Here is a 24,310-nt window from a genome sequence, read left to right as displayed (position 1 = left end):
GGCGGGGAACGGGGGCTTGAGCCGGGGTTGACCTCTGTAGCCTTCGAGCGAGTCCAGCAGCGCCGTCTCCTCGCCGCAGATGTAGGCGCCCGCGCCGCTGTGCACGACCAGCTCCAGGTCATAGCCGGAGCCGAAGATGTCGGTGCCGAGGAAGCCCTTCTCGTACGCCTCCCGCACGGCCGCGTGCAGCCGCCTGATCACGTGCAGCACCTCACCGCGCACGTAGATGAAGGCGTGGTTGGCGCGGATCGCGTAGGAGGTGATGATGATGCCCTCGACCAGCGCGTGCGGGTTGGCCATCATCAGCGGGATGTCCTTGCAGGTGCCCGGCTCCGACTCGTCGGCGTTGACGACGAGATAGTGCGGCTTGCCGTCGCCCTGCGGGATGAAGCCCCACTTCATGCCGGTGGGGAAGCCCGCGCCGCCACGGCCGCGCAACCCGGAGTCCTTGACGGCCTGGATGACGGCGTCGGGGTCCATGCCGAGCGCCTTCTTCGCCGCCTCGTACGCACCGTAGACGTCGAGGGTGAAGGAGTTGGGCTGGTCCCAATTGGCGGTCAGGACGGGTGTCAAAGTCGTCGTCATGCTTCGGGGGCCTTCCATCCCTTGGCCTTGGCCACCTTCAGGCCCTCGAGCGAGGGTCCCGCGGCCGACGGGCCGTCGCCCGCGAGGTCGTCGGGCAGCCCGGCGAGCACCCGCGAGGCCTCCTTGAAGGTGCACAGCCGCTTGGGGCCGCGCGTGGGCCGCACGTCCTTGCCGTCGCGCAGGTCGTCGACGAGCTGCTTGGCCGACTCGGGCGTCTGGTTGTCGAAGAACTCCCAGTTGACCATCATGACCGGCGCGAAGTCGCAGGCCGCGTTGCACTCGAGGCGCTCCAGCGAGATCTTGCCGTCGGGAGTCGCCTCGTCGTGACCGACGCCGACGTGCTCCGACAGCTGCTCCCAGATCTCGTCGCCGCCCATCACCGCGCACAGCGCGTTGATGCACACGCCGACGTGATAGTCGCCGGCCGGCTTGCGCTTGTACATCGTGTAGAAGGTCGCGACGCCGGTGACCTCGGCCTTGCTGATGCCGAGCATCTCGGCGCAGAACTCCTGCCCGTCGTCGGAGACGTAGCCGTCTTCGGACTGCACGAGGTGGAGCAGCGGCAGCAGGGCGGAGCGGGTCTTGGGGTAGCGCCCGATGATCTCCTTGGCGTCCCGCTCCAGACGCTCACGGATTTCCGGTGAATAAGTCACCGGTCCACACCTCCCATGACGGGGTCGATAGAAGCGACCGCGGCGATCACGTCCGCGACCTGGCCGCCCTCCGCCATGGCGGGGAAGCTCTGCAGGTTGCAGAAGGACGGCTCGCGGAAGTGCACGCGGTAGGGCCTGGTGCCGCCGTCGCTGACCACGTGCGCGCCGAGCTCGCCCTTGGGCGACTCGATGCTGGCGTACGCCTGCCCGGCCGGCACCCTGAAGCCCTCGGTCACCAGCTTGAAGTGGTGGATGAGGGCCTCCATCGAGGTGCCCATGATGTGGGCGATGTGGTCGGGCGAGTTGCCGAACCCGTCGGGGCCGAGCGCGAGCTGCGCGGGCCAGCCGATCTTCTTGTCCTCGATCATCACCGGGTCGCCCTTGAGCGGCCCCGCGATGCGATCCAGAGCCTGCTCGACGATCTTGAGCGACTCCTCCATCTCCTTCATGCGGACGAGGTAGCGCGAGTAGACGTCGCAGCCGCGCTCGGTGGCGACGTCGAACTCGTAGGTCTCGTAACCGCAGTAGGGCTGCGACTTGCGCAGGTCCCACGGCAGGCCGGCGGCCCGCAGGATCGGGCCGGTGACGCCGAGCGCCATGCAGCCGGTCAGGTCGAGGTAGGCGACGTCCTGGGTGCGGCGCACGTAGACCGGGTTCTCGTCGAGGAGCTTGCGGATGTCCTTGATCCGCTTGGGCATCTCCTTGAGGAACTCGCCGACCTTGTCGACCGCGCCGGCCGGCAGGTCGACGCTCACGCCGCCCGGCCTGATGTAGGCGTGGTTCATGCGCAGGCCGGTGATGTACTCGAACAGGTCCATGATCATTTCACGATCGCGGTACCCGAAGAGGAACGGCGTCGTCGCGCCCAGCTCCATGCCGAACGTGCCCATCGCCACCAGGTGCGAGGCGATGCGGTTGAGCTCCATCATCATCACGCGGATCGCCTGCGCCCTGTCGGGGATGCGGTCCTCGATGCCGAGCAGCTTCTCCACGCCGAGGCAGTAGGCGGTCTCGTTGAAGATCGGCGAGAGATAGTCCATGCGGGTCACGAACGTGGTGCCCTGGGTCCACGTCCGATATTCCATGTTCTTCTCGATGCCGGTGTGCAGGTAGCCGATGACGCCGCGGGCCTCGGTCACCGTCTCGCCGTCGAGCGTCAGCACCAGCCGGAGCACGCCGTGCGTGGACGGGTGCTGCGGGCCCATGTTGACGACCAGGCGCTCTTCTTCCGACTCGCGCACGCCGGAGACGACCTGGTCCCAGTCGGCCCCGTTGACCGAATAGACCTTGCCCTCGGTCGCCTCGTCATAAGCGGTGCTCATGAGTAGCTCCTCCTCTGGTCGGGCGACGGGATGGTGGCGCCGCGGTATTCGACCGGGATGCCGCCGAGCGGGTAGTCCTTCCGCTGGGGGTGACCGTCCCAGTCGTCCGGCATCATGATCCGGGTGAGCCCGGGGTGACCGTCGAAGACGATCCCGAAGAAGTCGTACGTCTCGCGCTCATGCCAGTCGTGACCAGGGTAAACGCTGACCGTCGATGGAATGTGCGGGTCGCTGTCGGGGCAGCTCGCCTCCACCCGCACCCGCCGGTTGTGGGTGATCGAGCACAGGTGGATGACCGCGTGCAGCTCCTCGCCCTCAAGGTGCGGGTAGTGCACGCCCGACACGCCGAGCGAGAGCTCGAAGCGCAGGGCGGGGTCGTCGCGCAGCTTCTGGCAGACCTCGACCAGCCGCTCCCGCTTGACGTGCAGGGTCAGCTCGCCGCGGTCGACGACCACGCGCTCGATGGCGTCGTCGAGTGCCAGCGCGTCGACGACCTCGTCGAAGTAGCTCCCGTACGGGCGCGGCGTCGAGATCTGCGGCGGCCGGCGGACGACGAGGCCGCCGTAGCCGGAGGTGTCACCCGAGTCCTGGGCGCCGAACATGCCCCGACGGGCGACCGGCGCCTCCTGCGCCGCCGGCGTCTCGGGGGCCTGTGCGTCCGGGACCTCGGGGAGGTTGTCGGGCGAGGTCACTTCGAGGCTCCCTGGTCGATCAGCGGCAGCGTGCGCAGCGCCTGCAGCTCGAGCTCCTCGATCTGCTTGGCGCGGTGAGCGCCGAACTTCATGTTCTGGATCTTGTCGTGCAGCTTGACGATGGCGTCGATGAGCATCTCGGGCCGCGGCGGGCAGCCGGGCAGGTAGATGTCGACCGGCACGACGTGGTCGACGCCCTGCACGATGGCGTAGTTGTTGAACATGCCGCCGCTGGAGGCGCACACGCCCATGGAGATGACCCACTTCGGCTCGGCCATCTGGTCGTAGATCTGGCGCAGCACGGGCGCCATCTTCTGCGACACGCGGCCGGCCACGATCATGAGGTCGGCCTGGCGGGGAGACGCCGAAGCGCGCTCCATACCGAAGCGCGCCAGGTCGTAGTGGGGGCCACCGGTGGCCATCAGTTCGATGGCGCAACAGGCGAGACCGAACGTGGCCGGCCACACGGAGTTCTTACGCGCCCATCCGGCGGCCGCTTCGACCGTGCTGAGGATGAACCCGCTGGGGAGTTTCTCTTCAAGTCCCATTTTCAGTCCCAGTCCAGACCCTTGCGGCGCCACACGTACGCGTAGGCGACGAGCACGGTGACGATGAACAGCAGCATCTCGACGAGCGCGAACAGGCCGAGTCCCGAGGTGGCCACGCGGCCGAGGTCGTCCGTCTGCGGAGCGAACGAGACGGCCCACGGGTAAAGGAAGATGATCTCGATGTCGAAGACGATGAAGAGCATCGCCGTGACCATGTACTTGAGCGGGAACCGCCCGCCGCCGACCGGCTGGGGCGTCGGCTCGATGCCGCATTCGTAGGCGTCGAGCTTGGCGCGGTTCCAGCGCTTGGGACCGGTGAAGGGAGCGATGGCGACCGAGAAGATCGCGAAGCCCCCCGCGATTACGGCGAGCACCAGGATGGGCACGTAAAGGTCCATCGCTACGCCTCCTCTGGAGTCGCCGCGCGCGCGGGCGCGCAGCGGGATCTGGTGATTCTGAGATTCATGCTGGTGGCGCGACCTTCGAGAGTGCGTTGATGATCATGTCCGACGCATCGCCTCGCCGGTCGGTGAGATTACCAAGGAGTTTGAGCGCGAAGCGCATCAGCCTCGGGTGAGGCAGTCCGTGCCTGGTGCCGAAGCTCATCACACCGGGCTTGCCGATGGCTTCGACGAACCATCTGCCGAGTGTGAAGTAACCCCCGTAGGCGTCCTTCAGCACCCGAGGATAGGTCCGCAGGGTCCGCTCCCGCTGGGCGGGGGTGGTCTCCCTGAGGGCCTTCGCGATGATCTCGGCGGCGATCTCGCCGGTCTCCATGGCGTAGGCGATGCCCTCGCCGTTGAACGGGTTGATCGACCCGCCCGAGTCTCCCACGAGCATCAGACCGCGGGTGTAGTGGGGCTGGCGGTTGAACGCCATCGGGAGCGCGGCGCCGCGGATCGGGCCCGTCATGTTCTCCTCGGTGAAGCCCCACTCCTCAGGCATCGACCGGCACCAGCGGCGCAGCAGGTCGCGGTAGTCGATGTTCTTGAACTGGGCGCTGGTGTTGAGCAGCCCGAGCCCGACGTTGGAGGTGCCGTCGCCGACGCCGAACACCCAGCCGTAGCCGGGCAGCAGTGTGTCGCCGTCCCAGAGCTCAAGCCAGGTCTCGAGGTAGTCGTCGTCGTGGCGCGGGCTCTCGAAGTAGGTGCGCACGGCCACGCCCATCGGGCGGTCCTCGCGCTTGTGCAGGCCCATGCCGAGGGCCAGGCGGGTGCTGTTGCCGTCGGCGGCGACGACCACCGGGCTGCGGAACTCCCGGCCGTCCTTGGTGGTGACGCCGACGATGTGGCCGCTGCGGTCGTCGAGGACGGGGCCCGTGACGGTGACGCCCTCCATCAGGCGTACGCCGTTCTTGACCGCGTTGGCGGCGACGATCTGGTCGAAGTCCTGCCGGGTGCGGACGAGCCCGAAGTCGGGGAAGCGCTCCAGCTGCGGCCAGTCGAGCTCGAAGCGCAGGCCGCCGCCGACGACGCGCAGGCCCTTGTTCCTGATCCAGCCGGGCGCGTCGATGTCGACGCTCATGTTCTGGAGCTGCTTGACGGCGCGCGGGGTCAGGCCGTCGCCGCAGACCTTCTCGCGGGGGAACCTGGTCTTCTCCAGGAGCAGCACGTCGAGACCGGCCTGCGCGAGGTACCAGGCGGTGGCGGAGCCGGCGGGGCCGGCGCCGACGACGATGACATCGGCATCGCTCATGATCGCGCCCGCTTCACCGCTCGATGATTGCGCGCACTCGCGGCGAGCTCCTGCGCTCGGTGGGTGGCTGTTGGCACGGTCACTGGACTGTCCTGTCCCTACACACGCTCGAAGGCCGTGGGGTGGCGCGCCTTCGTTCCTTTGTGAACCCCTTCACAAGCTTACCGGCCCGCAGTCTACTGCTTTTCGTGTACATAGTGGCAGTCGGGGGGCTGTTCTGTGATCGAAGGGGACGGCGTGTCGCCTGGGGCAGCGCAGTCATGATCGTCACGCTAGCAGTCAAGCCCCCGGCGGCCTGGGGCGGCCCGTGAGCGATGCCGTCCTGAGACTCTCGCGCAGGCATCCACCCCTTGTGCGAGGGCCGAAATCTCATTCGTTAATCGCGCCGGAAATGCCGCTGGGCCGCACCCGGAACGTCCACGGGTGCGGCCCAGGCGAGCAAAACGGCCGGGACGGAAATGAGGTTTTCGCCGGACGCGAGCCGATGGCGAAAATGATTGCCGCGACGGGCGAGTCAGGCGGGCTTGAATCCCCGGTGCATCGCCACGATGCCCATGGTGAGGTTGCGCCAGGCCACCCGCTCCCAGCCGGCGTCCTGGATCACGCCGGCCAGCGTGCGCTGGTCGGGCCAGTCGCGGATCGACTCGGCGAGGTATTCGTAGGAGTCGTCGTTGGAGCCGAAGACCTTGGCCACCTTGGGCAGCAGCCGCATCAGATATTCGCGGTAGACCAGGTCGAAGCCGCTCACCGTGACGTGGGAGAACTCGAGGATCACCAGCCGGCCGCCCGGCCTGGTCACCCGCAGCATCTCGCGCAGCGCCTGCCCGGTGTCGTGCACGTTGCGCAGCGCCACCGAGATCGTCACCGCGTCGAAGGCGTCGTCGGCGAACGGCAGCCGCAGCGCGTCACCCGCGATGAACGGCACCCCGGGACCCGACAGCGCGTTGCCGCCGTGCCGCCGCACGCCGGTGCTCAGCATGCCGAGCGAGAAGTCGGAGGCGATCGCCCGCGCGCCCAGCGTGGTGAACGCGTCGGTCGACGTGCCCGTGCCGGCGCCGAGGTCGAGCACCAGCTCACCGGGGCCGGCGTCGACGGCGGCGGCCACCGCCTTGCGCCAGGCCCTGACCTGCCCGAGGGAGATCACGTCATTCACCAGGTCGTAACGCCGGGCGGTGCGATCGAACATCGCGGCGACCTCGTCCGGCCTCTTGTCCAACTGAGCGCGCGTCATGCCCACACCCTATGGCCATCAGGATATTCAACGGAAAGTAGCAACTTGATTACCGTACGTCTGCTAGATATGGGCGAATGTTTGCCCGTGTCGCCCTTGCGGCGATCATCACCTCGTCCCCCGTCGCGCACGCGCGCGTCGTGTCGGCCGACCCGATCGACACCACTCCCCATGTGCTCGACGGCATCGTCAACGCGATCACGGTCGTGGGGCGCACCGTCGTGGTCGGCGGCTCGTTCAGCGAAGTGAGCGACGCCGGCCGCAGCACGGTGCTCCCGCGCGCCAACCTGTTCGCCTACGACCTGCACACCGGCCGGATCCTGCGGGACTTCGCGCCCAGCGTGGCGGGCCCCGTGTACGGCCTCGCGCCCGGCGACGGCGGCACCGTCTACGTCGGCGGCGAGTTCCACGGCGTCGACCACCAGCGCGCCCGCGGCCTGGCGAAGCTGCGGGTCGCCGACGGCGCCCTGGTGCCCGGCTTCGAGCCGCGCATCGGCGGCGGCATGGTGAGCACGCTGGCCAGGCAGGGCTCCCAGCTCTACGTGGGCGGCGACTTCGTCAGCCCGCGCACCGCCCTGGCCAGGCTCGACGCCGCCACCGGCGCGGCCGACCCGGGCTTCGCGATCACGCCGGACAACCCGCTGACGGCGCGGGTGAAGGTGCACGCGCTGGCCGTCACCCGCGACAGGCTGCTGGTGGACGGCACGTTCACCACGCTCGACGGCCATGCGCGGCCCCAGGTCGGGCTGATCGACATCAGCCGCACCGCCGCGCGGGTCGCCGCCTGGCGCACCGACACGTACGCGCGCCGCTGCGCCACCGCCTTTCCCTCGTATGTACGGGGTCTCGACTTCTCCCCCGACGGCCGCTATTTCGTGATCGTCACCACAGGCGGGCCAAAGGGCGGGATATGTGACACAGCAGCGCGCTTCGAGACGTACGCGAAGGGCTCGGCCGTCAAGCCCACCTGGGTCAACGCCACGGGCGGCGATTCGCTGTACTCGGTCGCGGTGACCGGCGCCGCCGTCTATGTGGGCGGGCACCAGCGCTGGCTGGACAATCCGCGGGGCCGCGACTCGGCCGGCCCGGGAGCGGTGTCGCGACCGGGGATCGGGGCCATTCATCCGCGTACCGGAAAGGCCCTGAGTTGGAATCCCACGCGGGAGCGCGGCATCGGTGTGAAGGCGTTTTACGCCCACAGCACCGGACTACTTGTGGGTAGCGACACAACGGGACTCGGACGGGAGTACCATGCCCGGATTGGCATGTTCCCCCTGCCCTAGTCGTCCTGCGGCTTCGGGTGGTCGATCCTTGCGCTGAGGCGTTCGCTCATGGCATCGCGCTGCTTCGACAGCAGCACGTAGCTCGCTATGCCGCTGATCACGAATGAGGCGATGATCAGCGCGAGCGGGTTTGTCAGGCCGAGCAGCCAGAGCACAAGCAAGGTCACGGCAAACAGGCCGATCCGCGACGCGGTGTAAACGAGAACGGGATGCACGGCTTCGAGGTTACTCGGACCTGTGCGGCGCTCGCTCTTCGCACGGGACGCGAGCACTGCTACTGTTCCCAGTTAGGGAGTTTCGTAAAGAAACACCCACGAGAGCCCCAAAGAGGCTCTATCATATAACAATCGGGCAGTCAGCTGATAACAACCCGTGATCTTTGTCGAAAACCACGGATAAATCAGGCTTCGCTCGACACACTGGTTACCTGTCCGCCCGCTGGCAGGAAGCGGGATGCGAGGGGGAGAGATTGGTGGAGAGTAGCAGCGAGCGTCTGCTGACCCCAGGAGAGGTTGCCGCCCTCTTCCGGGTAGACCCAAAGACGGTTACACGCTGGGCAGCGGCAGGCCGCATCAGCAGTATCCGCACCCCCGGAGGGCACCGGCGCTTCCGCGAGTCGGAAGTCCACGCCCTTCTCCGAGGCGAGGACGTTCTCACGGCCGACAGGCCAGCAGGTGAGTCCCCGCGCGTCTGACGTTCCGTCAAGTCGGTGATCCTGCATGATGGACCGCTACACATGTGGTCCATCCCGCCAGGATCACCGCTGGCGGAGCCCACTGTTCGCGTGCTTTCCTGCCGACACTTCCGTATGGGGAAGCACTGGGCGGCGCCAACCGCCGACCGTGGCTGGCGCCTGTCCGTACCCCCGCGGGCGCCCCTTCGCCGCGGTGTGCTCAGGCGTCCTCCTGCCGCGCCTTGAAAGCCAGGAACTCGCGCTCCAGGTCGTCGTTCTCCTCCTCCCAGCGCCGGCGGCGCAGCTCTGCCTCCTCCTCGGTCAGCGACTCCGGCAGCCACTGCTCGTAGTCGGGATCACCGGGCTGGACCTCCACGTACGCGTTGCCGATCAGACGCCCGTCAGGACTGGTCAGGCTCTGCGGTACGCGCAACGTCCCGTCCGCGAGCCGGATGACGTACATGGCCGATCACCTAGATTCCGTAGCGCCGGTTGAAGAACAGCATGATGTCGAGCGCCATCCGCGTGTCGCCACCGAGCATGTCCACGAGGGCGGGACGCTGGCGGGAGGCGATGGCGGCGAAGGCGTCGGCGAAGAACTCCTTGCGGCCGAGCCCGCCTCCCTGCCGGTGGAAGGTCGAGGTCAGCAGCGGCAGCGCGGCCTCGTAGAGCCGGACGAACTCCGCCGAGTCGGAGACCCATTCGCCGTACGCGGAGTCCACGTCGTCGATCGCGTGGCCCACCTCGTGCATCATCACGTCAGGAGTGGGCGAGGGCCGGTCACCGACGACGATCTTCTTGTCGCCGTACGCGCCCGCGCAGATGTCCCAGGTCGCGCGCCCCGACGGCAGCGGGGCCCCGCGTAAGTAGCCCATGTCGTCGAGGTCGGGGACGCCGCCCGGGCCGACGTAGATGCCCTCCAGGCCCTCGGCGAGCAGCTCCTTGAGCCGGTCGGGCAGTCTGGCCAGGCTCTCGACCGCGCGGATCACCTCGGCCGGTGGCGGACCGTACCTGGAGTCCCACTGGCGGTGCAGGATCTTCTCCAGCGCGCCGCAGTGCCGCAGGCCGTCGCCCAGCGAGGGCTGGTCGGGGCGGTTGGGGCGGGCTCTGAGCGGCTGGTCGGACAGCTCGAAGTCGTACCAGGTGTAGCGGGGGCGGTCGACGACGACGGCCGCGGGCAGCCGCTCGCCGTGTTCGCGTACCGCGAAGGCGTCCCAGGCGGCCGAGCTGTGCGGGGCGTCGGCGCCCGGCCAGGACGGCCGCTCGGTTCTCAGCTCGCCGTCACGGGCCTCGCGGCCGCGCTCCGCGCTCTTCAGCTCCTTGCGCCGCGCGCGCCTGTCCTGGGCCCGCTCGCGGGCGTTACGCCAGATCGACCGGTCGGCGTCGGGAGGCGCCTCGCTGCGCCGGGAGAACAGATAGGACCCGCGCCGCCACCATCGTCCGCGCCGATGCCGGCCTCGGTCGCCGGGACTCTTGTCGTGAGAAAAGGCCATCGCACCTCTCATCAACGCCCCTCGGAGCCCCGTGGACACCGCCGCATCGGCTTCCACGGTACGACGCGGATCTTCCGCTAGTCACCCGAAATGGGACATCAGGCAGCACGATCACGTCTCAACATGGCTTACAGTTCGGGGCATGGCAGGTGTTGTTATCGGCCTGGCGCTGCTGGCCTTCTGGCTCTTCTCACTGTTCGACGTCGTCACCACGCCGGAAGACGAGGTCAGGAACGTACCAAAAGCACTCTGGATCCTCGTCGTGGTGCTCATCCCGCTGCTCGGCGGGCTGGTGTGGATGGCGCGCGGCCGTCCGCGCGCGCCGCGCGCGGCCCGTCCCGTCACCCCCGGCCCGGGCGCGCCGAAGGGGCCCGACGACGACCCCGAGTTCCTGCGCGACCTCGAACGGCGGATGCGCGGCGACGACGTGGCCTGATCGGCGAGCCCCTCTGATGAAGGCTTGGGATCAGTCCACGTCGGCGTAGCTGTGCAGCCCGTCGATGAAGATGTTGACCCCGATCAGGTTGAACAGCAGGCAGCCGAACGCCACGAGCTGCACGATCATCGCCGCCCTGCCCCGCCAGCCGGCCGTCGCCTTGGCGTGCAGGTAGGCGGCGTAGGCCACCCACGTGATGAACGACCAGACCTCCTTGGGGTCCCAGCCCCAATAACGGCCCCACGCCCGGTCCGCCCACAGGGCGCCCGCGATGACGGCGAACGTCCACACCGGGAAGGCGAAGACGATCGCCCGGTGCGCCGCCTTCTCCAGCACCTCGCGCGAGGGCAGGCGCGACACCCCGTCGCCGCGCAGCAGGTAGAGCACGCCCGAGACGCCGGCCAGCGTGAACAGGCCGCTCGCGATGATCGCGGCCGTGACGTGGATCGCGATCCAGTACGAGTCGAGCGCCGGCACCACGGGACCGGCCGCGGTGTAGAACACCTTGACCGCGAGCCCGAGCCCCAGCGCGGCGGTCACCATGACGAACGCGCCCAGGAAGCGCACGTTGTGGCGGAGCTGGGTGGCGAGGAACGCGGTCACGGCGGCGAAGCAGATGGCCACCACGAACTCGTACATGTTGCCCCACGGCCACCGATCGACGGCCAGGCCGCGGGCGACGATGGCGGCGAGGTTGGCGGCCCAGCCGATCCAGGCGAGCACGAGCGCCACCGTCCCGGCACGGGCGGCGACGGGCGAGACCGGTATGGGTGCCGGGGCGTCCGCCGTCGCGCCCGCAGCGGGCGTCTCAGCGCCGGAAGCGGCCGCCTCGGCGTCGCTCTCCACGATCTCGGAGACCGCACCGGCGGCGCCCGCCCCGACGGCGACCGGCTGCCTGGCCTCGGCCTGCCGCCGCTCGGCGGCCTTCCCGCCCCGCAACCGCCCGAAGGCCAGCTCGATGGCGAAGCCGAGCATGGCGACGACGTAGAGCAGCACGGCTGCGACGACGAAAAGGTCGCTCAGCTCGGCGAGTTGCTCAGCGGACATCTTTCTCTCCTGCTGATAGAACCTTCACGATGTCGGCGAACTCCTCGGCGAAGCCCGTCGCGGAGCCCTCTGTGCGGGTCAGCCCACCCACCTCGACCCGCCCCTGCGCGACGCGGACGAACACCCGGCGGCGGCGGATCATGAGCGAGAGCGCGATGGCGACCACCGCCGTGGCGGCGGCCAGCAGCGCGGGGAAGCGCCCTGGGTCGTGCGCCATCTGCAGCGTGATCCACTGCTTGACGCCGGTGAACTCGATCGTGCCGAGCCCGCCGGGCAGATCGACCGACTGCCCCACGGCCAGCGGCTTGGGCGCGTCGGTGCCCATGAGCACCGGCTTGAGCTTGCGCATCACCTCGGGCTCTGCCAGCTCGTAGACCGACTGCGGCTTGCCGGAGCGCAGGCCGAGGTCGCCGGAGAAGGCGCCGAGTATCTGCACCTCGGGGTTGAGCTCGCCGGGGAAGGCCGAGGCGTGGGTGCCGTCGGTCAGCGGCACGCTGGTGGGCAGGAAGCGCAGCAGGAACCCCAGCTGGGACGGCTGCGCGTCGGGCGCCTTGACCACGCAGCCCGAGGTCATGGACGCCTTGTCCTCGATCAGGCAGGGCACCGGCCCCTCGAAGGCCACCTGGCCCTTGCCGTCGGTGACCTTGAAGACGGGCGCGTAGCCGTTGCCGATGAGGTAGGTCTGCGTGCCGTCGATCTCCAGCGGTTCGTTGACCTTGAGCTCGTAGTCACGGGCCGGCGCCGCCGGCGACTCGTTGACCTTGAGGTGCGCGGAGTAGTCGAGCGCCTGGCCGCGCTTGTCGCCAGTGACCTGGTAGGCCACGTTGAAGTCGGTGAGCTGGAAGCTGAACGGCTCGAGGGACTCGGCGGAGACCCTGCTGCCGGGGATGAACCGGTCGTAGGCGGCCACCGTGTTGGCGAACCCGTCGCCCTCGACGACCAGCACGTTGCCGCGGTAGCCGTACAGCGAGCCCGCGCCGATGGCGAGCAGGATGCCGACCAGCGCGATGTGGAAGAACAGGTTGCCCGTCTCGCGCAGGTAGCCCTTCTCCGCCGACACCCAGCCGTCGCCGGTGACCACGCGGAAGCGCCGCTTGCGCAGCCGGGCCGCGGCCCGCTCGACGCCCAGGTCGCTCTCGAAGACGGCGTGGTGAGGCAGGCGGGACAGGTTCTTCGGCGCGGCGGGCGGCTTGCGGCGCAGCTCGCGCAGGTAGACCGTGGTGCGCGGGATGATGCAGCCGATCAGCGAGGTGAACAGCAGCAGGTAGATGGCCGCGAACCAGGTGGAGGTGAAGACCTCGAAGAGCTGGAACCTGTCGTACCACTCGGCGAGGGCGGGGCTCTGCTCGTACAGTCTGGCGACCTTGTCGGGCTCGACGCCGCGCTGCGGCACCAGCGAGCCGGGCACCGAGCCGAGCGCGAGCAGGAAGAGCAGGATCAGCGCCGTCCGCATCGAGGTGAGCGTGCGCCACGCCCAGCGCAACCAGGCCACCAGCCCGAACGACGCCTGCTCCGGCGTCTGCTCCTTCTCCAGCTCCTTGACGCTCATCAGATCACCGGCTCGAACGCGCCGATCAGTCCTTGCATGGCCGCGATCATCTCTCCCCAGAGCCCGGTCACGAGCAGCACGCCGACGGCCACCATCATGCCGCCGCCGACCCGGGTGATCAGGCGCGAGTGCTTGCGGATGGCGCGGAACGTGCGCAGCGCGCGGCTGTAGGCCAGCGCGGCGCCGATGAAGGGCAGGCCGAGGCCGAGCGCGTAGGCGACGGCCAGCAGCGCGCCACGCCCCGCGCTGCCCTCGTTGAGCCCGAGCGTGAGCACGACGGCCAGCGTGGGCCCGATGCACGGGGTCCAGCCCAGCCCGAACACCACGCCGAGCAGCGGCGCGCCGGCGAGCCCTGCGGCCGGCATGCGGTGGATGCGCACGTCGCGCATGAGGCCGGGCAGCAGGCCGAGGAAGGCCAGCCCGAGCACGATGGTGAGCACGCCGAGCACCCGCGTGATGATCTCGGCGTTGCCCAGCACGACCGAGCCGATGCCGCCGAACAGCGCCCCGCTGAGCACGAACACCAGCCCGAACCCGGCCACGAACAGCGCGGTGCCGAGCACCAGCCGCCCCCGCTTGGGGTCGGCGCTCATGCCCGTCACGTAGGACAGGTAGCCGGGCACCAGCGGCAGCACGCACGGCGACAGGAACGACACCACCCCCGCCAGCACCGCGATCGGCACGGCCAGCAGCAGCGAGCCCGAGGCGACGACGTCACTCATCGCGCACCTTGGTCACCGTGTTCATCAGGTCGGTGTACTTGACCGCGCCGAGCGCCCTGGCCGCGATGCGGCCCTGCTTGTCGATGACCAGCGTGGACGGGATGGCGGCGGGCGGCACGGTGCCCTGGAAGGCCAGCGCGACCTTGCCGGGCTGGTCGAAGATGTGCGGGTAGCCGGTCTGCTCGGTGCGCTCGAACGCCTTGGCGTCGGCCTGGCGGTCCTTGAAGTCGACGCCGAGGAACTGCACGCCGGAGTCCTTGGTCTTGGCCCAGACCTCCTTGAGCACGGGCGCCTCGGCCCGGCAGGGGCCGCACCACGAGGCCCAGAAGTTGAGCACGACGACCTTGCCCTTGTGCGCGGCCAGGGACGCGGTGGCACCGTCGAGGGTCGGGCCCTCGACGGCCGGCGCGGGTTTGCGCTCGCCCGCCTCGAACACCTGCATCTTCCCGTCGCCCGCGACGAAGCGGGTGTCGCCGGCCTGCGGCTGGCCGCCCTGGTTGCCGGCGCAGCCCGCGACCAGCGCGACCAGGAGAAGGAGGGAGATGGAGTTGGCGCGCACGGAGGAAGATCTCCTTGTACTACAACCGGTAGAGCTTGCAACTCTACCGGGGTGCCCGTGCGGCCCGGACATCAGGCCCCGGGGATCGACGGCCCCGTCTGCAGCGACCCGGCGGGCTCGCTGTAGCCGATGCTGACGAGCCGATCGCCGTCGAAGGTGAGGGTGGTGAGGCTGGCCAGCGCGCACTGGCGGCGGCGCGGGTCGTGCCAGAGCCTGCGGCCCTCGGCGGCCGAGCGGATGGCCCAGATCGGCAGCTGGTGGCTGACCAGCACCGCCTCGTGGCCCCGCGCCGCCGCCCTGGCGTCGTCGATGATCGACTTCATCCGCTTGACGATGACCGGGTAGGGCTCGCCCCAGGACGGCCGCAGCGGGTTCCAGAAATAGCGGTAGTTGCGCGGGTTGCGCAGCACGCCGAGGCCCTGCCCGACCATGCGGCCCTCCAGCAGGTTGCCCGCCTCGATCAGGCGCTCGTCCTGGACGATCTCCAGGCCCAGCTTGTCCGCCAGCGGGGTCGCCGTCTCGATGGCGCGCTCCAGCGGCGAGCTGTAGAGGGCGACGATGTCGCGGCCGCCGACGGCCTTGGCGACCGTCTCGGCCATGAGCCGGCCCGTCTCCGACAGGTGGTAGCCGGGCAGCCTGCCGTAGAGGACGCCTTGGGGGTTGTGCACCTCACCGTGGCGCAGCAGGTGGACGACGGTGGTTTCAGCCATGGTGGGGCCAGCCTATCCGCTCGGCCGCGAAGCCCAGGCGAGGGCCCGCTGCGACACGGCACCGCTGGATCACTGCACGGCCCAGGCGTTCTCCTGGGTCTTGCTCGTCTCCGTCAGCGCGTCCACCATGGCCCTGATCGCGGGACGGCGGGCGGCGTCGGCGCGCCAGATCGCGTAGATGCGCCGCGACTGGCGCGGGAGCAGCGGCACCAGCCGTACGCTGTCCGGCACGCAGTCGCGCCCGAGCCTGGGCACGATCGCGCAGCCGAGCCCGGCGGCCACGAGCGCGAGCTGGGTCGGGTATTCGTCGGCCCAGCACGCGATCACCGGCTCCAGCGAGGCGCTGCGCAGCGTGAACACCAGCCAGTCGTGGCAGACCGTGCCGGGCGACCCGCTGATCCACTGCTCGCCGTGCAGCGCGGCCAGCTCGATCTCGCGCTCGCCCGCCAGCGGATGGCCGGCGGGCACGGCCACGTCGGCCACGTCGTCGAGCAGCGTGGCCTTGGACAGGCCGTCGGGCAGCGCCATCGGGCGGGTCAGCCAGTCCTGGACGACGCCGAGGTCCAGCTCGCCCCTTGCCACCTCGCGGGCCACCCGCTCCGGCTCGCGCTCGCTGAGCTGCACCCACAGGTCGGGGTGGCGGCCCTTGAGGGAGACGAGCGCGTGGGGCATGAGGCCGCGGGCGGCGGTGGGGAAGGCCCCGACGTTGAGCCGGCCGACGACCTCGCCGCGCAGCGCCTCGAAGTCGGCCTCCGCGGTCTCGACCAGGGCGAGGATGCGCTCCGCGTGCTCGGCGAGCAGCCCCGCCGCGTCCGTCAGCCGCACGCCGCGGCCGTAGCGCTCCATGAGCCTGGCGCCGGTCTCGCGCTCCAGCTTGGCGATCTGCTGGCTGACCGCCGACGGGGTGACCATGAGGGCTTCGGCCGCCGCTCCGACCGAACCGTAGACGTGGACGGCGTGAAGGGCTTTGAGCCGGTTCAGGTCCAACATGTAAGCCACTCTAAACCGTTTATCGTAGAAAGTCTCGCTTGTGGTTCATTGTGTAGCGGATGAAAATGGTTGCATGAGAATCCTGAAGCAGAAGAAGCAGCAGACCGGCTCCCTGTCGTACCTCAAGGTGCTCGCCGAGCAGGCCCGCGACCAGCGCATCCGCTACCAGAAGCCGAGCCGCTGAGCCGCGCTTGACGAGGGGCGGCCACCCGGACCGCCCCCTTCGCTCCTACTCCCCCCGTCACAGCACCGCGGCGGCCGCCTTCGCGGCCGCTGGGAGCGCCTCCGTGACGCGGCCCAGCGCCTCGTCGTCGTGGGAGGCCGACAGGAACCACGCCTCATACGCCGAAGGCGGCAGGTAGACCCCCTGGTCGAGCATGCTGTGGAAGAACGCCGTGTACGCGGCGGTGTTCTGCCCCCGCGCCTCGTCGAAGTTCGTCACCTCGGCGTCGGTGAAGAAGATCGAGAACAGGTTGCCCGCCCGCTGCAGCCGGTGCGGCACCCCCGCCGCGCGCAGCGCCTCCGAGGCGGTGTCGCCCACCAGAGTGGCCGCGGCGTCCAGCCGGCGGTACGCCTCGTCGTCCAGGCTCCGCAGCGTGGCCAGGCCCGCGGCGCAGGCCAGCGGGTTGCCCGACAGCGTGCCCGCCTGGTAGACGGGCCCCTCGGGCGCCAGGTGGGCCATGACGTCCGCCCGGCCGCCGAACGCCGCCGCCGGCAGCCCGCCGCCCATGACCTTGCCGAACGTCATCAGGTCGGCGTCGACCGGCTCGATGCCGTACCAGCCGGCGCGCGAGACGCGGAAGCCGGTCAGCACCTCGTCCACGATGAGCAGCGCGCCGTTGGCCGTGCACAGCTCGCGCAGGCGCGCGTTGAAGCCGTCGCGCGGCGGGACGACGCCCATGTTCGCCGGGCACGCCTCGGTGATCACACACGCGATCTCGGCCGCCGCGAACGCCGCCTCGACGGCCGCGACGTCGTTGTACGGCAGCACGATCGTGTCGGCCGCCGACGCCCCCGTGACGCCCGGCGTGTCGGGCAGCCCGAACGTCGCCACCCCCGACCCCGCCGACGCCAGCAGCGCGTCGACGTGGCCGTGGTAGCAGCCGGCGAACTTGATCACCTTGGACCGGCCGGTGAAGCCCCTGGCCAGGCGTACCGCGCTCATCGTCGCCTCGGTGCCCGAGCTGACCAGGCGTACCTTCTCGACCGGCGCGATGCGCGCCACGATCTCCTCGGCCAGCTCGACCTCGCCCGGCGTGGCCGTGCCGTAGGAGAAGCCGCCCGCCACCGCGCCGGACACGGCCTCGACGACGGCCGGGTGGCGGTGTCCCAGGATCATCGGCCCCCAGGAGCAGATGAGGTCGACGTAGCGGTTGCCGTCGGCGTCGGTGATGTAGGGGCCCTGCCCCGAGACCATGAAGCGCGGGGTGCCACCCACCGCTCCGAACGCGCGCACCGGGGAGTTGACGCCTCCCGGCACGACGTCGCGGGCGCGGGCGAACAGGTCTTCGGAGTTACGTGTACGGCTCACCCGACCCAGGTTAGCCGCAGGTGCGGCCGGTTCCCCGGGCGGGCACGCGGCTCAGTCGGCGAGCCATTCGAGGATGCGCAGCGGGTCGGGCAGCGGCCTGCCGTCGGGCGGGCGCAGCCAGGAGACGGCCTGACCACCGGGCATCGCCGAGGGCGGCGCGAGGACGTAGCTGTCGCGGCAGTGCCAGCGCAGCCCCGGCGTGTCGTCGATGGTGGCCGGGTCGCAGTCGAGCTGGCAGGACCACCACTCGTCCTCGTCCTCGGGGTTGCCGCGGGTGGCGACATAAAACAAGACCCGGTCGCCGTTGGCGGCGACCGGGCCCGGGTGCGCCCCGGCGGCGTCGATGCGGGTGAGCGCGGACAGGCCGGCGGCGAGCGGTACGTCGAAGACGTCGAACACGCGGCCCGTGGGGAGGATCACATTGGCCTCGGGCTCGGCCTGCCACCAGCGCGTGAGCTGGGCCGCGTCGGTCGTGGCCTGCATGTGCCAGGCGGGCGAGAGCGGATGGGCGCCGGGGTCGGGACAGCCGAGCCGGTCACAGGAGCACGCACGCGGCCCCTGGCGCAGCGGGAAGGCGCCGGGCACGACGGGCCAGCCCAGGGCGGCGTATTCGAGCACGGTCTCGATGCGCGTCGGCCGGGACCGCTTTTTGGTACGCCGAGCCAGTGGTACCCCCACCATGGTGTCTCCCGTCGAGTCACAGCGCCTGAGGAGGTCCCGGATCCGGGTGGTAGGTGGGCCGCTGTCGGCGGCCTCCCGCAGGGCAGCAAAGGTCTTGCGCCTGCATCACACGCGGGACACACCAGCACTTTCATGCAACTCTAACCCACAGGCCCCAGCAGTTGACGGGAAACCCCTTGGTTAGAGCGTGCGCGCCACTTCCGTCGCCCAGTACGTGAGGATCATGTCGGCCCCCGCGCGCTTGATCGCGACCAGCGACTCGTTGATCGTCCGCTCGCGGTCGATCCAGCCGTTGGCGGCGGCGGCCTCGATCATCGCGTATTCGCCGCTGACCTGGTAGGCGGCCACCGGCACGTCCACCTCGGCGCGGACGCGGCCGATGACGTCGAGGTAGGCCCCCGCGGGCTTGACCATGACGGCGTCGGCCCCCTCGGCCAGGTCGAGCCTGACCTCGCGCAGCGCCTCCTCCAGCGGCCCCGCCGGATCCTGCTGGTGGGTGCTGCGGTCGCCGAACTGCGGCGCGCACTCGGCGGCGTCGCGGAACGGGCCGTAGAAGGCGGAGGCGTATTTGACGGAGTAGGAGAGGATCGGCACGCCGGCGTGGCCCGCCTGGTCGAGCGCGCTCCTGATGGCGCCCACCTGACCGTCCATCATGCCGCTCGGCGCCACCATCTGGGAGCCGGCCTCGGCCTGGGCGACCGCGACGGAGGCGTACCGCTCAAGGGTGGCGTCGTTGTCGACCTCGCCAGACGGCGTGAGGATGCCGCAGTGGCCGTGGTCGGTGAACTCGTCGAGGCAGGTGTCGGCCATGACCACGAGCGCGTCGCCGACCTCCGACACCACGTCGCGCAGCGCCACCTGGAGCACGCCGTCGGGGTCGTCGGCGGCCGAGCCGCGCGCGTCCTTCACCGCCGGGACGCCGAACAGGATGACGCCGCCCACGCCGGCCTCGGCGGCCTCGCGGGCGGCCTTGCGCAGCGAGTCGCGGGTGTGCTGGAAGACGCCCGGCATCGAGGCCACCGGCTGCGGCTCCGAGATGTCCTCCTTGGCGAACATCGGCAGGATCAGCTCCGCCGGGTCGAGCCTGGTGCCCGACACCATCCGGCGCATGGCCGCGTTGTTGCGGAGCCTGCGCGGGCGGGCGACGGGGTACTGCGCGCTCATCTGGCTCTCCTCCTCGCGCCACGGCGGTTCTGTGAGGGACGGCGCGGCGTGTCGCCGGCCGCCAGCGCCGCCTGGCGCTGCTTGGCCCCGAACTCGGCCACCGCGGCGGCCAAGGCGGAGGCGGATGGCTTGTCGGCCATGACGTCGACCCGGAGCCCGAACTCCTCGGCCGTCTTGGCCGTCTGCGGCCCGATGACCGCGATCACGGTGACGTTGTGGGGCTTGCCGGCGATGCCCACGAGGTTGCGCACGGTCGAGGACGAGGTGAAGAGCACGGCGTCGAAGCCGCCGCCCTTGATGGCCTCGCGGATCGGCGCGGGCGGCGGCGCGGCGCGCACCGTGCGGTAGGCGGTGACGTCGTCGCACTCCCAGCCCAGCTCGGTGAGCCCGGCCACCAGCGTGTCGGTGGAGATGTCGGCCCTGGGCAGCAGCACCCGGTTGATCGGGTCGAGCATGGAGTCGTACGGCGGCCACTCGGCCACCAGCCCCTCCGACGACTGCTCGCCCGACGGCAGCAGGTCGGGCTTGACCCCGAACTCGACCAGCGCCCGCGAGGTGGCCTCGCCCACCGCCGCCACCTTGAGGCCGGCGAAGGCGCGGGCGTCGAGTCCGTACTCCTCGAACTTCTCGCGGACGGCCTTGACGGCGTTGGCGCTGGTGAAGGCCACCCACTCATAGCGGCCCGTCACCAGGCCCTTGATCGCGCGGTCCATCTGCTGCGGGGTGCGCGGCGGCTCGACCGAGATGGTCGGCACCTCCTCGGGCACCGCGCCGTAGGACACGAGCTGCTCGGACAGGCTGCGCGACTGCTCCTTCGTCCGCGGGACGAGCACCCGCCAGCCGAACAGCGGCTTGGTCTCGAACCACGACAGCTTGTCGCGCTGCGCGACGGCCTCGCCGACCACGATCAGCGCGGGCTCGGTGAGCCCGGCGTGCTTGAGGTCGGCCTGCAGCCGGCCCAGCGTGGACACCACGGTGTACTGCTCGGTGGTGGTGCCGCCGCTGCTGACCGCGACGGGCGTGGTGTCGGGCTTGCCGCCGGAGATCAGCGCCTTGCCGATGGGCACCGCGTCGGCGACGCCGTTGTAGATGACCAGCGTGCCCTTGCAACCGGCGTGCACGGACCAGTCCTGCTCCTGGGCGGCGTCGACGACCCTGAACTCGGGCACGGCGCTCGCCGGCGGGATGCCGGCGTAGGTGAGCACGGCGGTCGCGGGCGGCACGCCGGGGACGATCTCGAAGTCCACCTCCGCGGCGACGCACGCCGCGACCTCCTCGCTGATCGAGGAGAACAGCATGGGGTCGCCCGCGCACAGGCGCACCACGAGCTGGCCGCGCGCGGCGCGCTGCACGAAGTCGCCCTCGGCGACCTCGACGCCCTCGCGGCAGTGGTGCAGCAGCGGGGTCTGGGTCTCGGCGTCGAGCACCACCGCGTCGGCCTTGCCGAGCAGCTCGGCGGCGCGGAGCGTGAGCAGGTTGGGATCGCCGGGACCCGCGCCCACGAACGCGACGAAACCGGAGGTCGGACTATCGGAGCTCAATGGGAATGCTCCCCCATCAATCTGTCGGCCCCTTCGGCGATCATCTCGGCCGCGAGGAGGCGGCCCAGGTTCGCTGCCTCCGAAGGAGAGCCGGCGGCGGACTTGCGGACCGCTTCGCGGCCGTCGATGGAGACGACAACAGCGGTCAGGTTCAGAGTGTGCCCGTCATCGAACGCGAAAGCACCCACCGGAGCCGAGCATCCGGCTTCGAGGGCGTTGAGCAGCGCGCGTTCCGCGGTCACGGCCGTGCGGGTGGCGGGGTCGTCGAGCACGGACAGGGCCTCGACGATGTCGGTCCTGTCGGTGCGGCACTCCACGGCCAGCGCGCCCTGGCCCGGGGCGGGCAGCAGCTCGTCGGTCTCGAAGATCTGCGCGATCTCGGCGTCCCTGCCGATCCTGCCCAGCCCGGCGGCGGCGAGCACGACCGCGTCGAGCTCGCCCGAGGTGACCTTGCCGATGCGCGTGTCGGCGTTGCCGCGGATCGGCACGTACTCGAGGTCGGGACGCAGGGCGCTGAGCATGGCGACGCGGCGCGGCGAGCCGGTGCCGACCCTGGCGCCGGGCGCGAGGTCGGCGAACTTGTGCAGGCCGACGAGCGCGTCGCGGTGGTCGTGGCGGGGCGGCAGCGCGGCCAGCGTGAAGCGCGGGTCCTGGGTGGTCGGCAGGTCCTTCAGCGAGTGGACGGCGAAGTCGATCTCGCCGTCGAGCAGCTCGTCGCGCAGCGCGCTGACGAACACGCCGGTGCCGCCGAGCTGCGCCAGATGGGCCTTGGTGACGTCGCCGTACGTGGTGATGCCGACCAGCTCGACGGGCCTCCCGGTGCGCTCGGTGTAGGCGTCGGCCACCATCTGGGACTGCGTGGTCGCGAGAAGGCTGCGCCGGGTGCCGAGCCGCAGAGCGTGTCTCGTCACAGCTCCACCTCCCTCACGGCCTCGGGCATCTTCGGATCCAGGTTGAACAACTCGCGCAGAGCTTCCGCATAATGATCGCCTCCTGGGCAGGTGGCGAGCTGCTTGACACGCACAGTCGGCTCGTGGAGCAGTTTGTCCACCACCCGCTGGACGGTCATGGCGACCTCGTCGCGCGCCCGCTCGTCGAGGTCGGGCACCCGCATCAGCAGGCGGCCCAGCTCCGACTCGACGACGCCGGCCGCCTTGCTGCGCAGCGCCACCACGGTCGGCGTGACCCTGGCGGCCCGCTCGGCGTCGAGGTAGGCGCGCAGCTCCTCGGCCACCAGACGGCGCACGGTGGGCACCGCGTCGCCCTCGCGGGAGCCGATGCCGGACTCCTGGATGGTCTCCAGGTCGACCAGCGTGACACCCGGCACCCCGCGCACGGCAGGGTCGATGTCGTGCGGCAGCGCCAGGTCCAGCAGGAACACCGGTTCGCCCAGCATATCCGGCGTGACGATGTGCCGGCCCGCGCCGGTGCAGGTGATCACGATGTCGGCCGCGGCCACCTCTTCCGGCACGGCGGCGAACGCGACCGCCCGGCCGCCGACGGTGGCGGCGAGCCTGGCGCCCCGCTCGTACGTGCGGTTGGCCACGACGATGTCGGTCACCCCGGCGCGCGACAGCGTCGCGGCGGCCAGCGAGCTCATGGAGCCGGCGCCGATCACCAGCGCCCGCCGCCCCGGCAGCTCGCCCGCCAGCGCCAGCCCGGCGGTGACGAGGGAGGCGCCGTGCTTGTCGATGCCGGTGTCGTGGTGGGCGCGCTTGCCCACCCGCAGCGCCTGCTGCACCAGGTCGTTGAGCGTGGCGCCGACCGTGCCCTGGCGCTGGGCCAGCTTGAGCGCCTGGCGGACCTGCCCGAGTATCTGCTGCTCGCCGACGACCATGGAGTCGAGGCCGCACACGACGGAGAACAGGTGCTCGACCGCCCGCTCCTCGTAGTGGACGTAGAGGTGCGGGATGAGCTCGTCCACCGGGACGCCCGAGTGCACGCCGAGCAGCTCGCTGATCGACGTGACGGCCGCGTGGAAGCGGTCGACCGTGACGTAGACCTCGACCCTGTTGCAGGTCGAGACCACCATGGCCTCCGCCACGCACGGATCGTGCTGAACGTCGTGCAGGAGCTTGACGAGGGCGTCGCCGGTGACGGAAACGCGCTCGAGCAGGCCCACCGGTGCGGTCCGGTGGCTGAGCCCGACAGCCAGAACACTCATTGACCGTCCACCGCCATGAGTGGCCCCCCAGCCTTGCGTTGCTCGTGGAACGCGAGAATCTGCAGTTCGATTGATAGGTCGACTTTACGGACATCGACGCTTTCCGGCACGGAGAGTACGACCGGCGCGAAATTGAGGATGCTGGTCACGCCCACGGCGACCACGCGATCGCACACTTGCTGCGCCGCTGCCGCCGGTATCGCCAGTACCACGATCGAGACTCCACGCCGTTTGATCACGGCTTCCAGTTCGTCGATGTGTTCAACATTCAACCCCGCGATGGTGTCGCCCACGATTTCGGGGTCGGCGTCGATGAGCGCCGCGACCCGGAAGCCCCGGGAGACGAAACCGCCGTAGTTGGCGAGCGCGCGGCCGAGGTTGCCGACTCCGACGATCGCGACGGCCCAGTCTTGGGTCAGACCGAGCTCACGGGAGATCTGATAGACGAGGTATTCGACCTCATAGCCTACGCCGCGGGTGCCGTAGGAGCCGAGATGCGAGAGGTCCTTGCGGAGCTTGGCGGAGTTGACCCCTGCCGCGCCCGCCAGGTCTTCCGAGCTGACGGTGGCGATGCCCCGCTCGGCCATCCCGTGCAGCGCCCTGAGGTAAAGGGGGAGCCTGGCGACCGTCGCCTCGGGGATGCCGCGGTCACGGGGCTGGGACGGGCTCTTCACGTGCCGGTGCTCCAGGGAACGGGCGGCTTGGGGACCGCGTGATCGGAATGGGGCCGTCTTTCAGGTTAATCCCTTTGTGAACCGATGCACAAAGTCAGCAGGGGTACGGTTGCGTCATGCACCGCATCACCTTGCTCGGCAAACCCGGCTGTCACCTCTGTGACGACGCCCGCGAGATCATCGCCAGGGTCGCGGGCGAGCTCGGCGTCCCGTGGGAGGAGGTCAGCATCGACTCCTCCGACGAGCTCAAGGAGAAATACTGGGAGATGATCCCGGTCACGCTGATCGACGGCGTGCAGCACGACTTCTGGCGGGTCGACGAAGCGAGGCTGCGCGCGGCGCTCACTACATGACGGCCCGGTACATG

General features: G+C 70.2%; 27 protein-coding genes and 1 pseudogene. 4 read left to right on the top strand and 24 right to left on the bottom strand.

The genetic code is table 11. The features are described from left to right. The 8 genes and pseudogenes from ABZW11_RS12335 to ABZW11_RS12300 form a co-directional block, all read right to left on the bottom strand. Positions 1–585: pseudogene (locus ABZW11_RS12335) on the bottom strand (NADH-quinone oxidoreductase subunit F); the annotation flags it as partial. Beyond that, complete coding sequence (gene nuoE / locus ABZW11_RS12330) at positions 582–1,238, bottom strand: NADH-quinone oxidoreductase subunit NuoE (RefSeq protein WP_355415535.1); 657 nt, start codon at positions 1,236–1,238, stop codon at positions 582–584. The pseudogene ABZW11_RS12335 and the gene nuoE, both read right to left, overlap by 4 nt. Next, a complete protein-coding gene (locus ABZW11_RS12325) occupies positions 1,235–2,560 on the bottom strand; it encodes an NADH-quinone oxidoreductase subunit D (RefSeq protein ID WP_345394352.1) in 1,326 nt (441 codons plus the stop codon). Before ABZW11_RS12325 ends, nuoE begins: the two co-directional genes overlap by 4 nt. Next, complete coding sequence (locus tag ABZW11_RS12320; RefSeq protein ID WP_355415549.1) at positions 2,557–3,162, bottom strand: NADH-quinone oxidoreductase subunit C; 606 nt, start codon at positions 3,160–3,162, stop codon at positions 2,557–2,559. Before ABZW11_RS12320 ends, ABZW11_RS12325 begins: the two co-directional genes overlap by 4 nt. 86 nt (positions 3,163–3,248) lie before the next feature. Next, on the bottom strand, positions 3,249–3,800 hold the full coding sequence (locus tag ABZW11_RS12315) for an NADH-quinone oxidoreductase subunit B (RefSeq protein WP_080043645.1): 552 nt from the start codon (positions 3,798–3,800) through the stop codon (positions 3,249–3,251). A gap of 2 nt (positions 3,801–3,802) precedes the next feature. Further along, positions 3,803–4,198, bottom strand: a complete 396-nt coding sequence (locus ABZW11_RS12310; RefSeq protein WP_355415532.1) for an NADH-quinone oxidoreductase subunit A — start codon at positions 4,196–4,198, stop codon at positions 3,803–3,805. Positions 4,199–4,262: 64 nt separating this feature from the next. Next, entirely contained in the window at positions 4,263–5,495 is a 1,233-nt protein-coding gene (locus ABZW11_RS12305; RefSeq protein WP_355415530.1) for a geranylgeranyl reductase family protein, read from the bottom strand. 514 nt (positions 5,496–6,009) lie between these two features. Next, positions 6,010–6,726, bottom strand: coding sequence for a demethylmenaquinone methyltransferase (locus tag ABZW11_RS12300; RefSeq protein WP_355415528.1), 717 nt, complete (start codon positions 6,724–6,726; stop codon positions 6,010–6,012). Between the two features lie 77 nt (positions 6,727–6,803). On the opposite strand from ABZW11_RS12300, the gene ABZW11_RS12295 reads away from it, so the two are divergent. Beyond that, a complete protein-coding gene (locus ABZW11_RS12295) occupies positions 6,804–8,009 on the top strand; it encodes a hypothetical protein (RefSeq protein WP_355415526.1) in 1,206 nt (401 codons plus the stop codon). Here ABZW11_RS12295 and ABZW11_RS12290 read toward each other — a convergent pair. Then, on the bottom strand, positions 8,006–8,224 hold the full coding sequence (locus tag ABZW11_RS12290) for a DUF4229 domain-containing protein (protein WP_355415525.1): 219 nt from the start codon (positions 8,222–8,224) through the stop codon (positions 8,006–8,008). The two genes, ABZW11_RS12295 and ABZW11_RS12290, sit on opposite strands and share 4 nt — an antisense overlap. Before the next feature lie 257 nt (positions 8,225–8,481). Between ABZW11_RS12290 and ABZW11_RS12285 the strand changes: the two genes are divergently transcribed. Continuing rightward, entirely contained in the window at positions 8,482–8,703 is a 222-nt protein-coding gene (locus ABZW11_RS12285) for a BldC family transcriptional regulator (protein ID WP_026214226.1), read from the top strand. A gap of 199 nt (positions 8,704–8,902) precedes the next feature. Here the strand turns inward: ABZW11_RS12285 and ABZW11_RS12280 are convergent, their stop codons facing one another. Then, positions 8,903–9,145, bottom strand: a complete 243-nt coding sequence (locus ABZW11_RS12280; RefSeq protein ID WP_345394340.1) for a hypothetical protein — start codon at positions 9,143–9,145, stop codon at positions 8,903–8,905. Between the two features lie 10 nt (positions 9,146–9,155). Beyond that, positions 9,156–10,175, bottom strand: coding sequence for a hypothetical protein (locus tag ABZW11_RS12275; protein WP_355415522.1), 1,020 nt, complete (start codon positions 10,173–10,175; stop codon positions 9,156–9,158). A 142-nt stretch (positions 10,176–10,317) separates the two neighbouring features. On the opposite strand from ABZW11_RS12275, the gene ABZW11_RS12270 reads away from it, so the two are divergent. Then, positions 10,318–10,611 carry a PLD nuclease N-terminal domain-containing protein gene (locus tag ABZW11_RS12270; RefSeq protein WP_345394334.1) on the top strand — a complete coding sequence of 98 codons (294 nt, stop codon included), beginning with the start codon at positions 10,318–10,320 and terminating at the stop codon, positions 10,609–10,611. A 30-nt stretch (positions 10,612–10,641) separates the two neighbouring features. Here the strand turns inward: ABZW11_RS12270 and ccsB are convergent, their stop codons facing one another. The 13 genes from ccsB to ABZW11_RS12205 form a co-directional block, all read right to left on the bottom strand. Next, positions 10,642–11,658 carry a c-type cytochrome biogenesis protein CcsB gene (ccsB, locus tag ABZW11_RS12265; RefSeq protein ID WP_355415520.1) on the bottom strand — a complete coding sequence of 339 codons (1,017 nt, stop codon included), beginning with the start codon at positions 11,656–11,658 and terminating at the stop codon, positions 10,642–10,644. Then, entirely contained in the window at positions 11,648–13,207 is a 1,560-nt protein-coding gene (locus tag ABZW11_RS12260) for a cytochrome c biogenesis protein ResB (RefSeq protein WP_355415518.1), read from the bottom strand. The genes ccsB and ABZW11_RS12260 overlap by 11 nt, the downstream gene beginning before the upstream one ends. Then, positions 13,207–13,929: a cytochrome c biogenesis protein CcdA gene (locus ABZW11_RS12255; protein ID WP_355415516.1), complete on the bottom strand. Its 723-nt coding sequence runs from the start codon at positions 13,927–13,929 to the stop codon at positions 13,207–13,209. Before ABZW11_RS12255 ends, ABZW11_RS12260 begins: the two co-directional genes overlap by 1 nt. Then, a complete protein-coding gene (locus tag ABZW11_RS12250; protein ID WP_345394325.1) occupies positions 13,922–14,488 on the bottom strand; it encodes a TlpA disulfide reductase family protein in 567 nt (188 codons plus the stop codon). Before ABZW11_RS12250 ends, ABZW11_RS12255 begins: the two co-directional genes overlap by 8 nt. Before the next feature lie 71 nt (positions 14,489–14,559). Further along, positions 14,560–15,198, bottom strand: coding sequence for a histidine phosphatase family protein (locus ABZW11_RS12245; RefSeq protein ID WP_355415513.1), 639 nt, complete (start codon positions 15,196–15,198; stop codon positions 14,560–14,562). Between the two features lie 69 nt (positions 15,199–15,267). Continuing rightward, on the bottom strand, positions 15,268–16,188 hold the full coding sequence (locus tag ABZW11_RS12240) for a LysR family transcriptional regulator (RefSeq protein ID WP_355415511.1): 921 nt from the start codon (positions 16,186–16,188) through the stop codon (positions 15,268–15,270). A gap of 241 nt (positions 16,189–16,429) precedes the next feature. Beyond that, positions 16,430–17,719: a glutamate-1-semialdehyde 2,1-aminomutase gene (hemL, locus tag ABZW11_RS12235; RefSeq protein ID WP_355415509.1), complete on the bottom strand. Its 1,290-nt coding sequence runs from the start codon at positions 17,717–17,719 to the stop codon at positions 16,430–16,432. Positions 17,720–17,770: 51 nt separating this feature from the next. Then, positions 17,771–18,400, bottom strand: coding sequence for a bifunctional DNA primase/polymerase (locus ABZW11_RS12230; protein ID WP_355415507.1), 630 nt, complete (start codon positions 18,398–18,400; stop codon positions 17,771–17,773). A gap of 180 nt (positions 18,401–18,580) precedes the next feature. Further along, complete coding sequence (gene hemB, locus ABZW11_RS12225; protein ID WP_355415505.1) at positions 18,581–19,564, bottom strand: porphobilinogen synthase; 984 nt, start codon at positions 19,562–19,564, stop codon at positions 18,581–18,583. Beyond that, complete coding sequence (locus tag ABZW11_RS12220; RefSeq protein ID WP_355415503.1) at positions 19,561–21,105, bottom strand: bifunctional uroporphyrinogen-III C-methyltransferase/uroporphyrinogen-III synthase; 1,545 nt, start codon at positions 21,103–21,105, stop codon at positions 19,561–19,563. The genes hemB and ABZW11_RS12220 overlap by 4 nt, the downstream gene beginning before the upstream one ends. After that, a complete protein-coding gene (gene hemC, locus ABZW11_RS12215; protein WP_355415501.1) occupies positions 21,102–22,016 on the bottom strand; it encodes a hydroxymethylbilane synthase in 915 nt (304 codons plus the stop codon). Before hemC ends, ABZW11_RS12220 begins: the two co-directional genes overlap by 4 nt. Continuing rightward, positions 22,013–23,269, bottom strand: coding sequence for a glutamyl-tRNA reductase (locus ABZW11_RS12210; RefSeq protein ID WP_355415499.1), 1,257 nt, complete (start codon positions 23,267–23,269; stop codon positions 22,013–22,015). The genes hemC and ABZW11_RS12210 overlap by 4 nt, the downstream gene beginning before the upstream one ends. Then, positions 23,266–23,943: a redox-sensing transcriptional repressor Rex gene (locus ABZW11_RS12205; protein ID WP_355415497.1), complete on the bottom strand. Its 678-nt coding sequence runs from the start codon at positions 23,941–23,943 to the stop codon at positions 23,266–23,268. Before ABZW11_RS12205 ends, ABZW11_RS12210 begins: the two co-directional genes overlap by 4 nt. 116 nt (positions 23,944–24,059) lie before the next feature. On the opposite strand from ABZW11_RS12205, the gene ABZW11_RS12200 reads away from it, so the two are divergent. After that, on the top strand, positions 24,060–24,296 hold the full coding sequence (locus tag ABZW11_RS12200; RefSeq protein WP_355415495.1) for a glutaredoxin family protein: 237 nt from the start codon (positions 24,060–24,062) through the stop codon (positions 24,294–24,296). Positions 24,297–24,310 lie beyond the last annotated feature (14 nt).

The organism is Nonomuraea sp. NPDC004580 (genome assembly GCF_040609855.1).
Taxonomy (GTDB): domain Bacteria; phylum Actinomycetota; class Actinomycetes; order Streptosporangiales; family Streptosporangiaceae; genus Nonomuraea; species Nonomuraea salmonea.
The sequence above is the reverse complement of the archived record's forward strand: the minus strand, read 5'-3'. Positions and strand labels throughout refer to the sequence as shown.

Bases quoted from the DNA above. Each gene is read 5' to 3' on its own strand.
- ABZW11_RS12275 (WP_355415522.1), bottom strand. From the start codon at position 10,175: ATGGCCTTTTCTCACGACAAGAGTCCCGGCGACCGAGGCCGGCATCGG.
- ABZW11_RS12310 (WP_355415532.1), bottom strand. From the start codon at position 4,198: ATGGACCTTTACGTGCCCATCCTGGTGCTCGCCGTAATCGCGGGGGGC.
- ABZW11_RS12230 (WP_355415507.1), bottom strand. From the start codon at position 18,400: ATGGTGGGGGTACCACTGGCTCGGCGTACCAAAAAGCGGTCCCGGCCG.
- ABZW11_RS12295 (WP_355415526.1), top strand. From the start codon at position 6,804: ATGTTTGCCCGTGTCGCCCTTGCGGCGATCATCACCTCGTCCCCCGTC.
- ABZW11_RS12300 (WP_355415528.1), bottom strand. From the start codon at position 6,726: ATGACGCGCGCTCAGTTGGACAAGAGGCCGGACGAGGTCGCCGCGATG.
- ABZW11_RS12280 (WP_345394340.1), bottom strand. From the start codon at position 9,145: ATGTACGTCATCCGGCTCGCGGACGGGACGTTGCGCGTACCGCAGAGC.
- ABZW11_RS12325 (WP_345394352.1), bottom strand. From the start codon at position 2,560: ATGAGCACCGCTTATGACGAGGCGACCGAGGGCAAGGTCTATTCGGTC.
- ABZW11_RS12210 (WP_355415499.1), bottom strand. From the start codon at position 23,269: ATGAGTGTTCTGGCTGTCGGGCTCAGCCACCGGACCGCACCGGTGGGC.
- ABZW11_RS12270 (WP_345394334.1), top strand. From the start codon at position 10,318: ATGGCAGGTGTTGTTATCGGCCTGGCGCTGCTGGCCTTCTGGCTCTTC.
- hemB (WP_355415505.1), bottom strand. From the start codon at position 19,564: ATGAGCGCGCAGTACCCCGTCGCCCGCCCGCGCAGGCTCCGCAACAAC.
- ABZW11_RS12320 (WP_355415549.1), bottom strand. From the start codon at position 3,162: ATGTTCGGCGCCCAGGACTCGGGTGACACCTCCGGCTACGGCGGCCTC.
- ABZW11_RS12315 (WP_080043645.1), bottom strand. From the start codon at position 3,800: ATGGGACTTGAAGAGAAACTCCCCAGCGGGTTCATCCTCAGCACGGTC.
- ABZW11_RS12255 (WP_355415516.1), bottom strand. From the start codon at position 13,929: ATGAGTGACGTCGTCGCCTCGGGCTCGCTGCTGCTGGCCGTGCCGATC.
- ABZW11_RS12200 (WP_355415495.1), top strand. From the start codon at position 24,060: ATGCACCGCATCACCTTGCTCGGCAAACCCGGCTGTCACCTCTGTGAC.
- ccsB (WP_355415520.1), bottom strand. From the start codon at position 11,658: ATGTCCGCTGAGCAACTCGCCGAGCTGAGCGACCTTTTCGTCGTCGCA.
- ABZW11_RS12245 (WP_355415513.1), bottom strand. From the start codon at position 15,198: ATGGCTGAAACCACCGTCGTCCACCTGCTGCGCCACGGTGAGGTGCAC.
- ABZW11_RS12305 (WP_355415530.1), bottom strand. From the start codon at position 5,495: ATGAGCGATGCCGATGTCATCGTCGTCGGCGCCGGCCCCGCCGGCTCC.
- ABZW11_RS12260 (WP_355415518.1), bottom strand. From the start codon at position 13,207: ATGAGCGTCAAGGAGCTGGAGAAGGAGCAGACGCCGGAGCAGGCGTCG.
- ABZW11_RS12240 (WP_355415511.1), bottom strand. From the start codon at position 16,188: ATGTTGGACCTGAACCGGCTCAAAGCCCTTCACGCCGTCCACGTCTAC.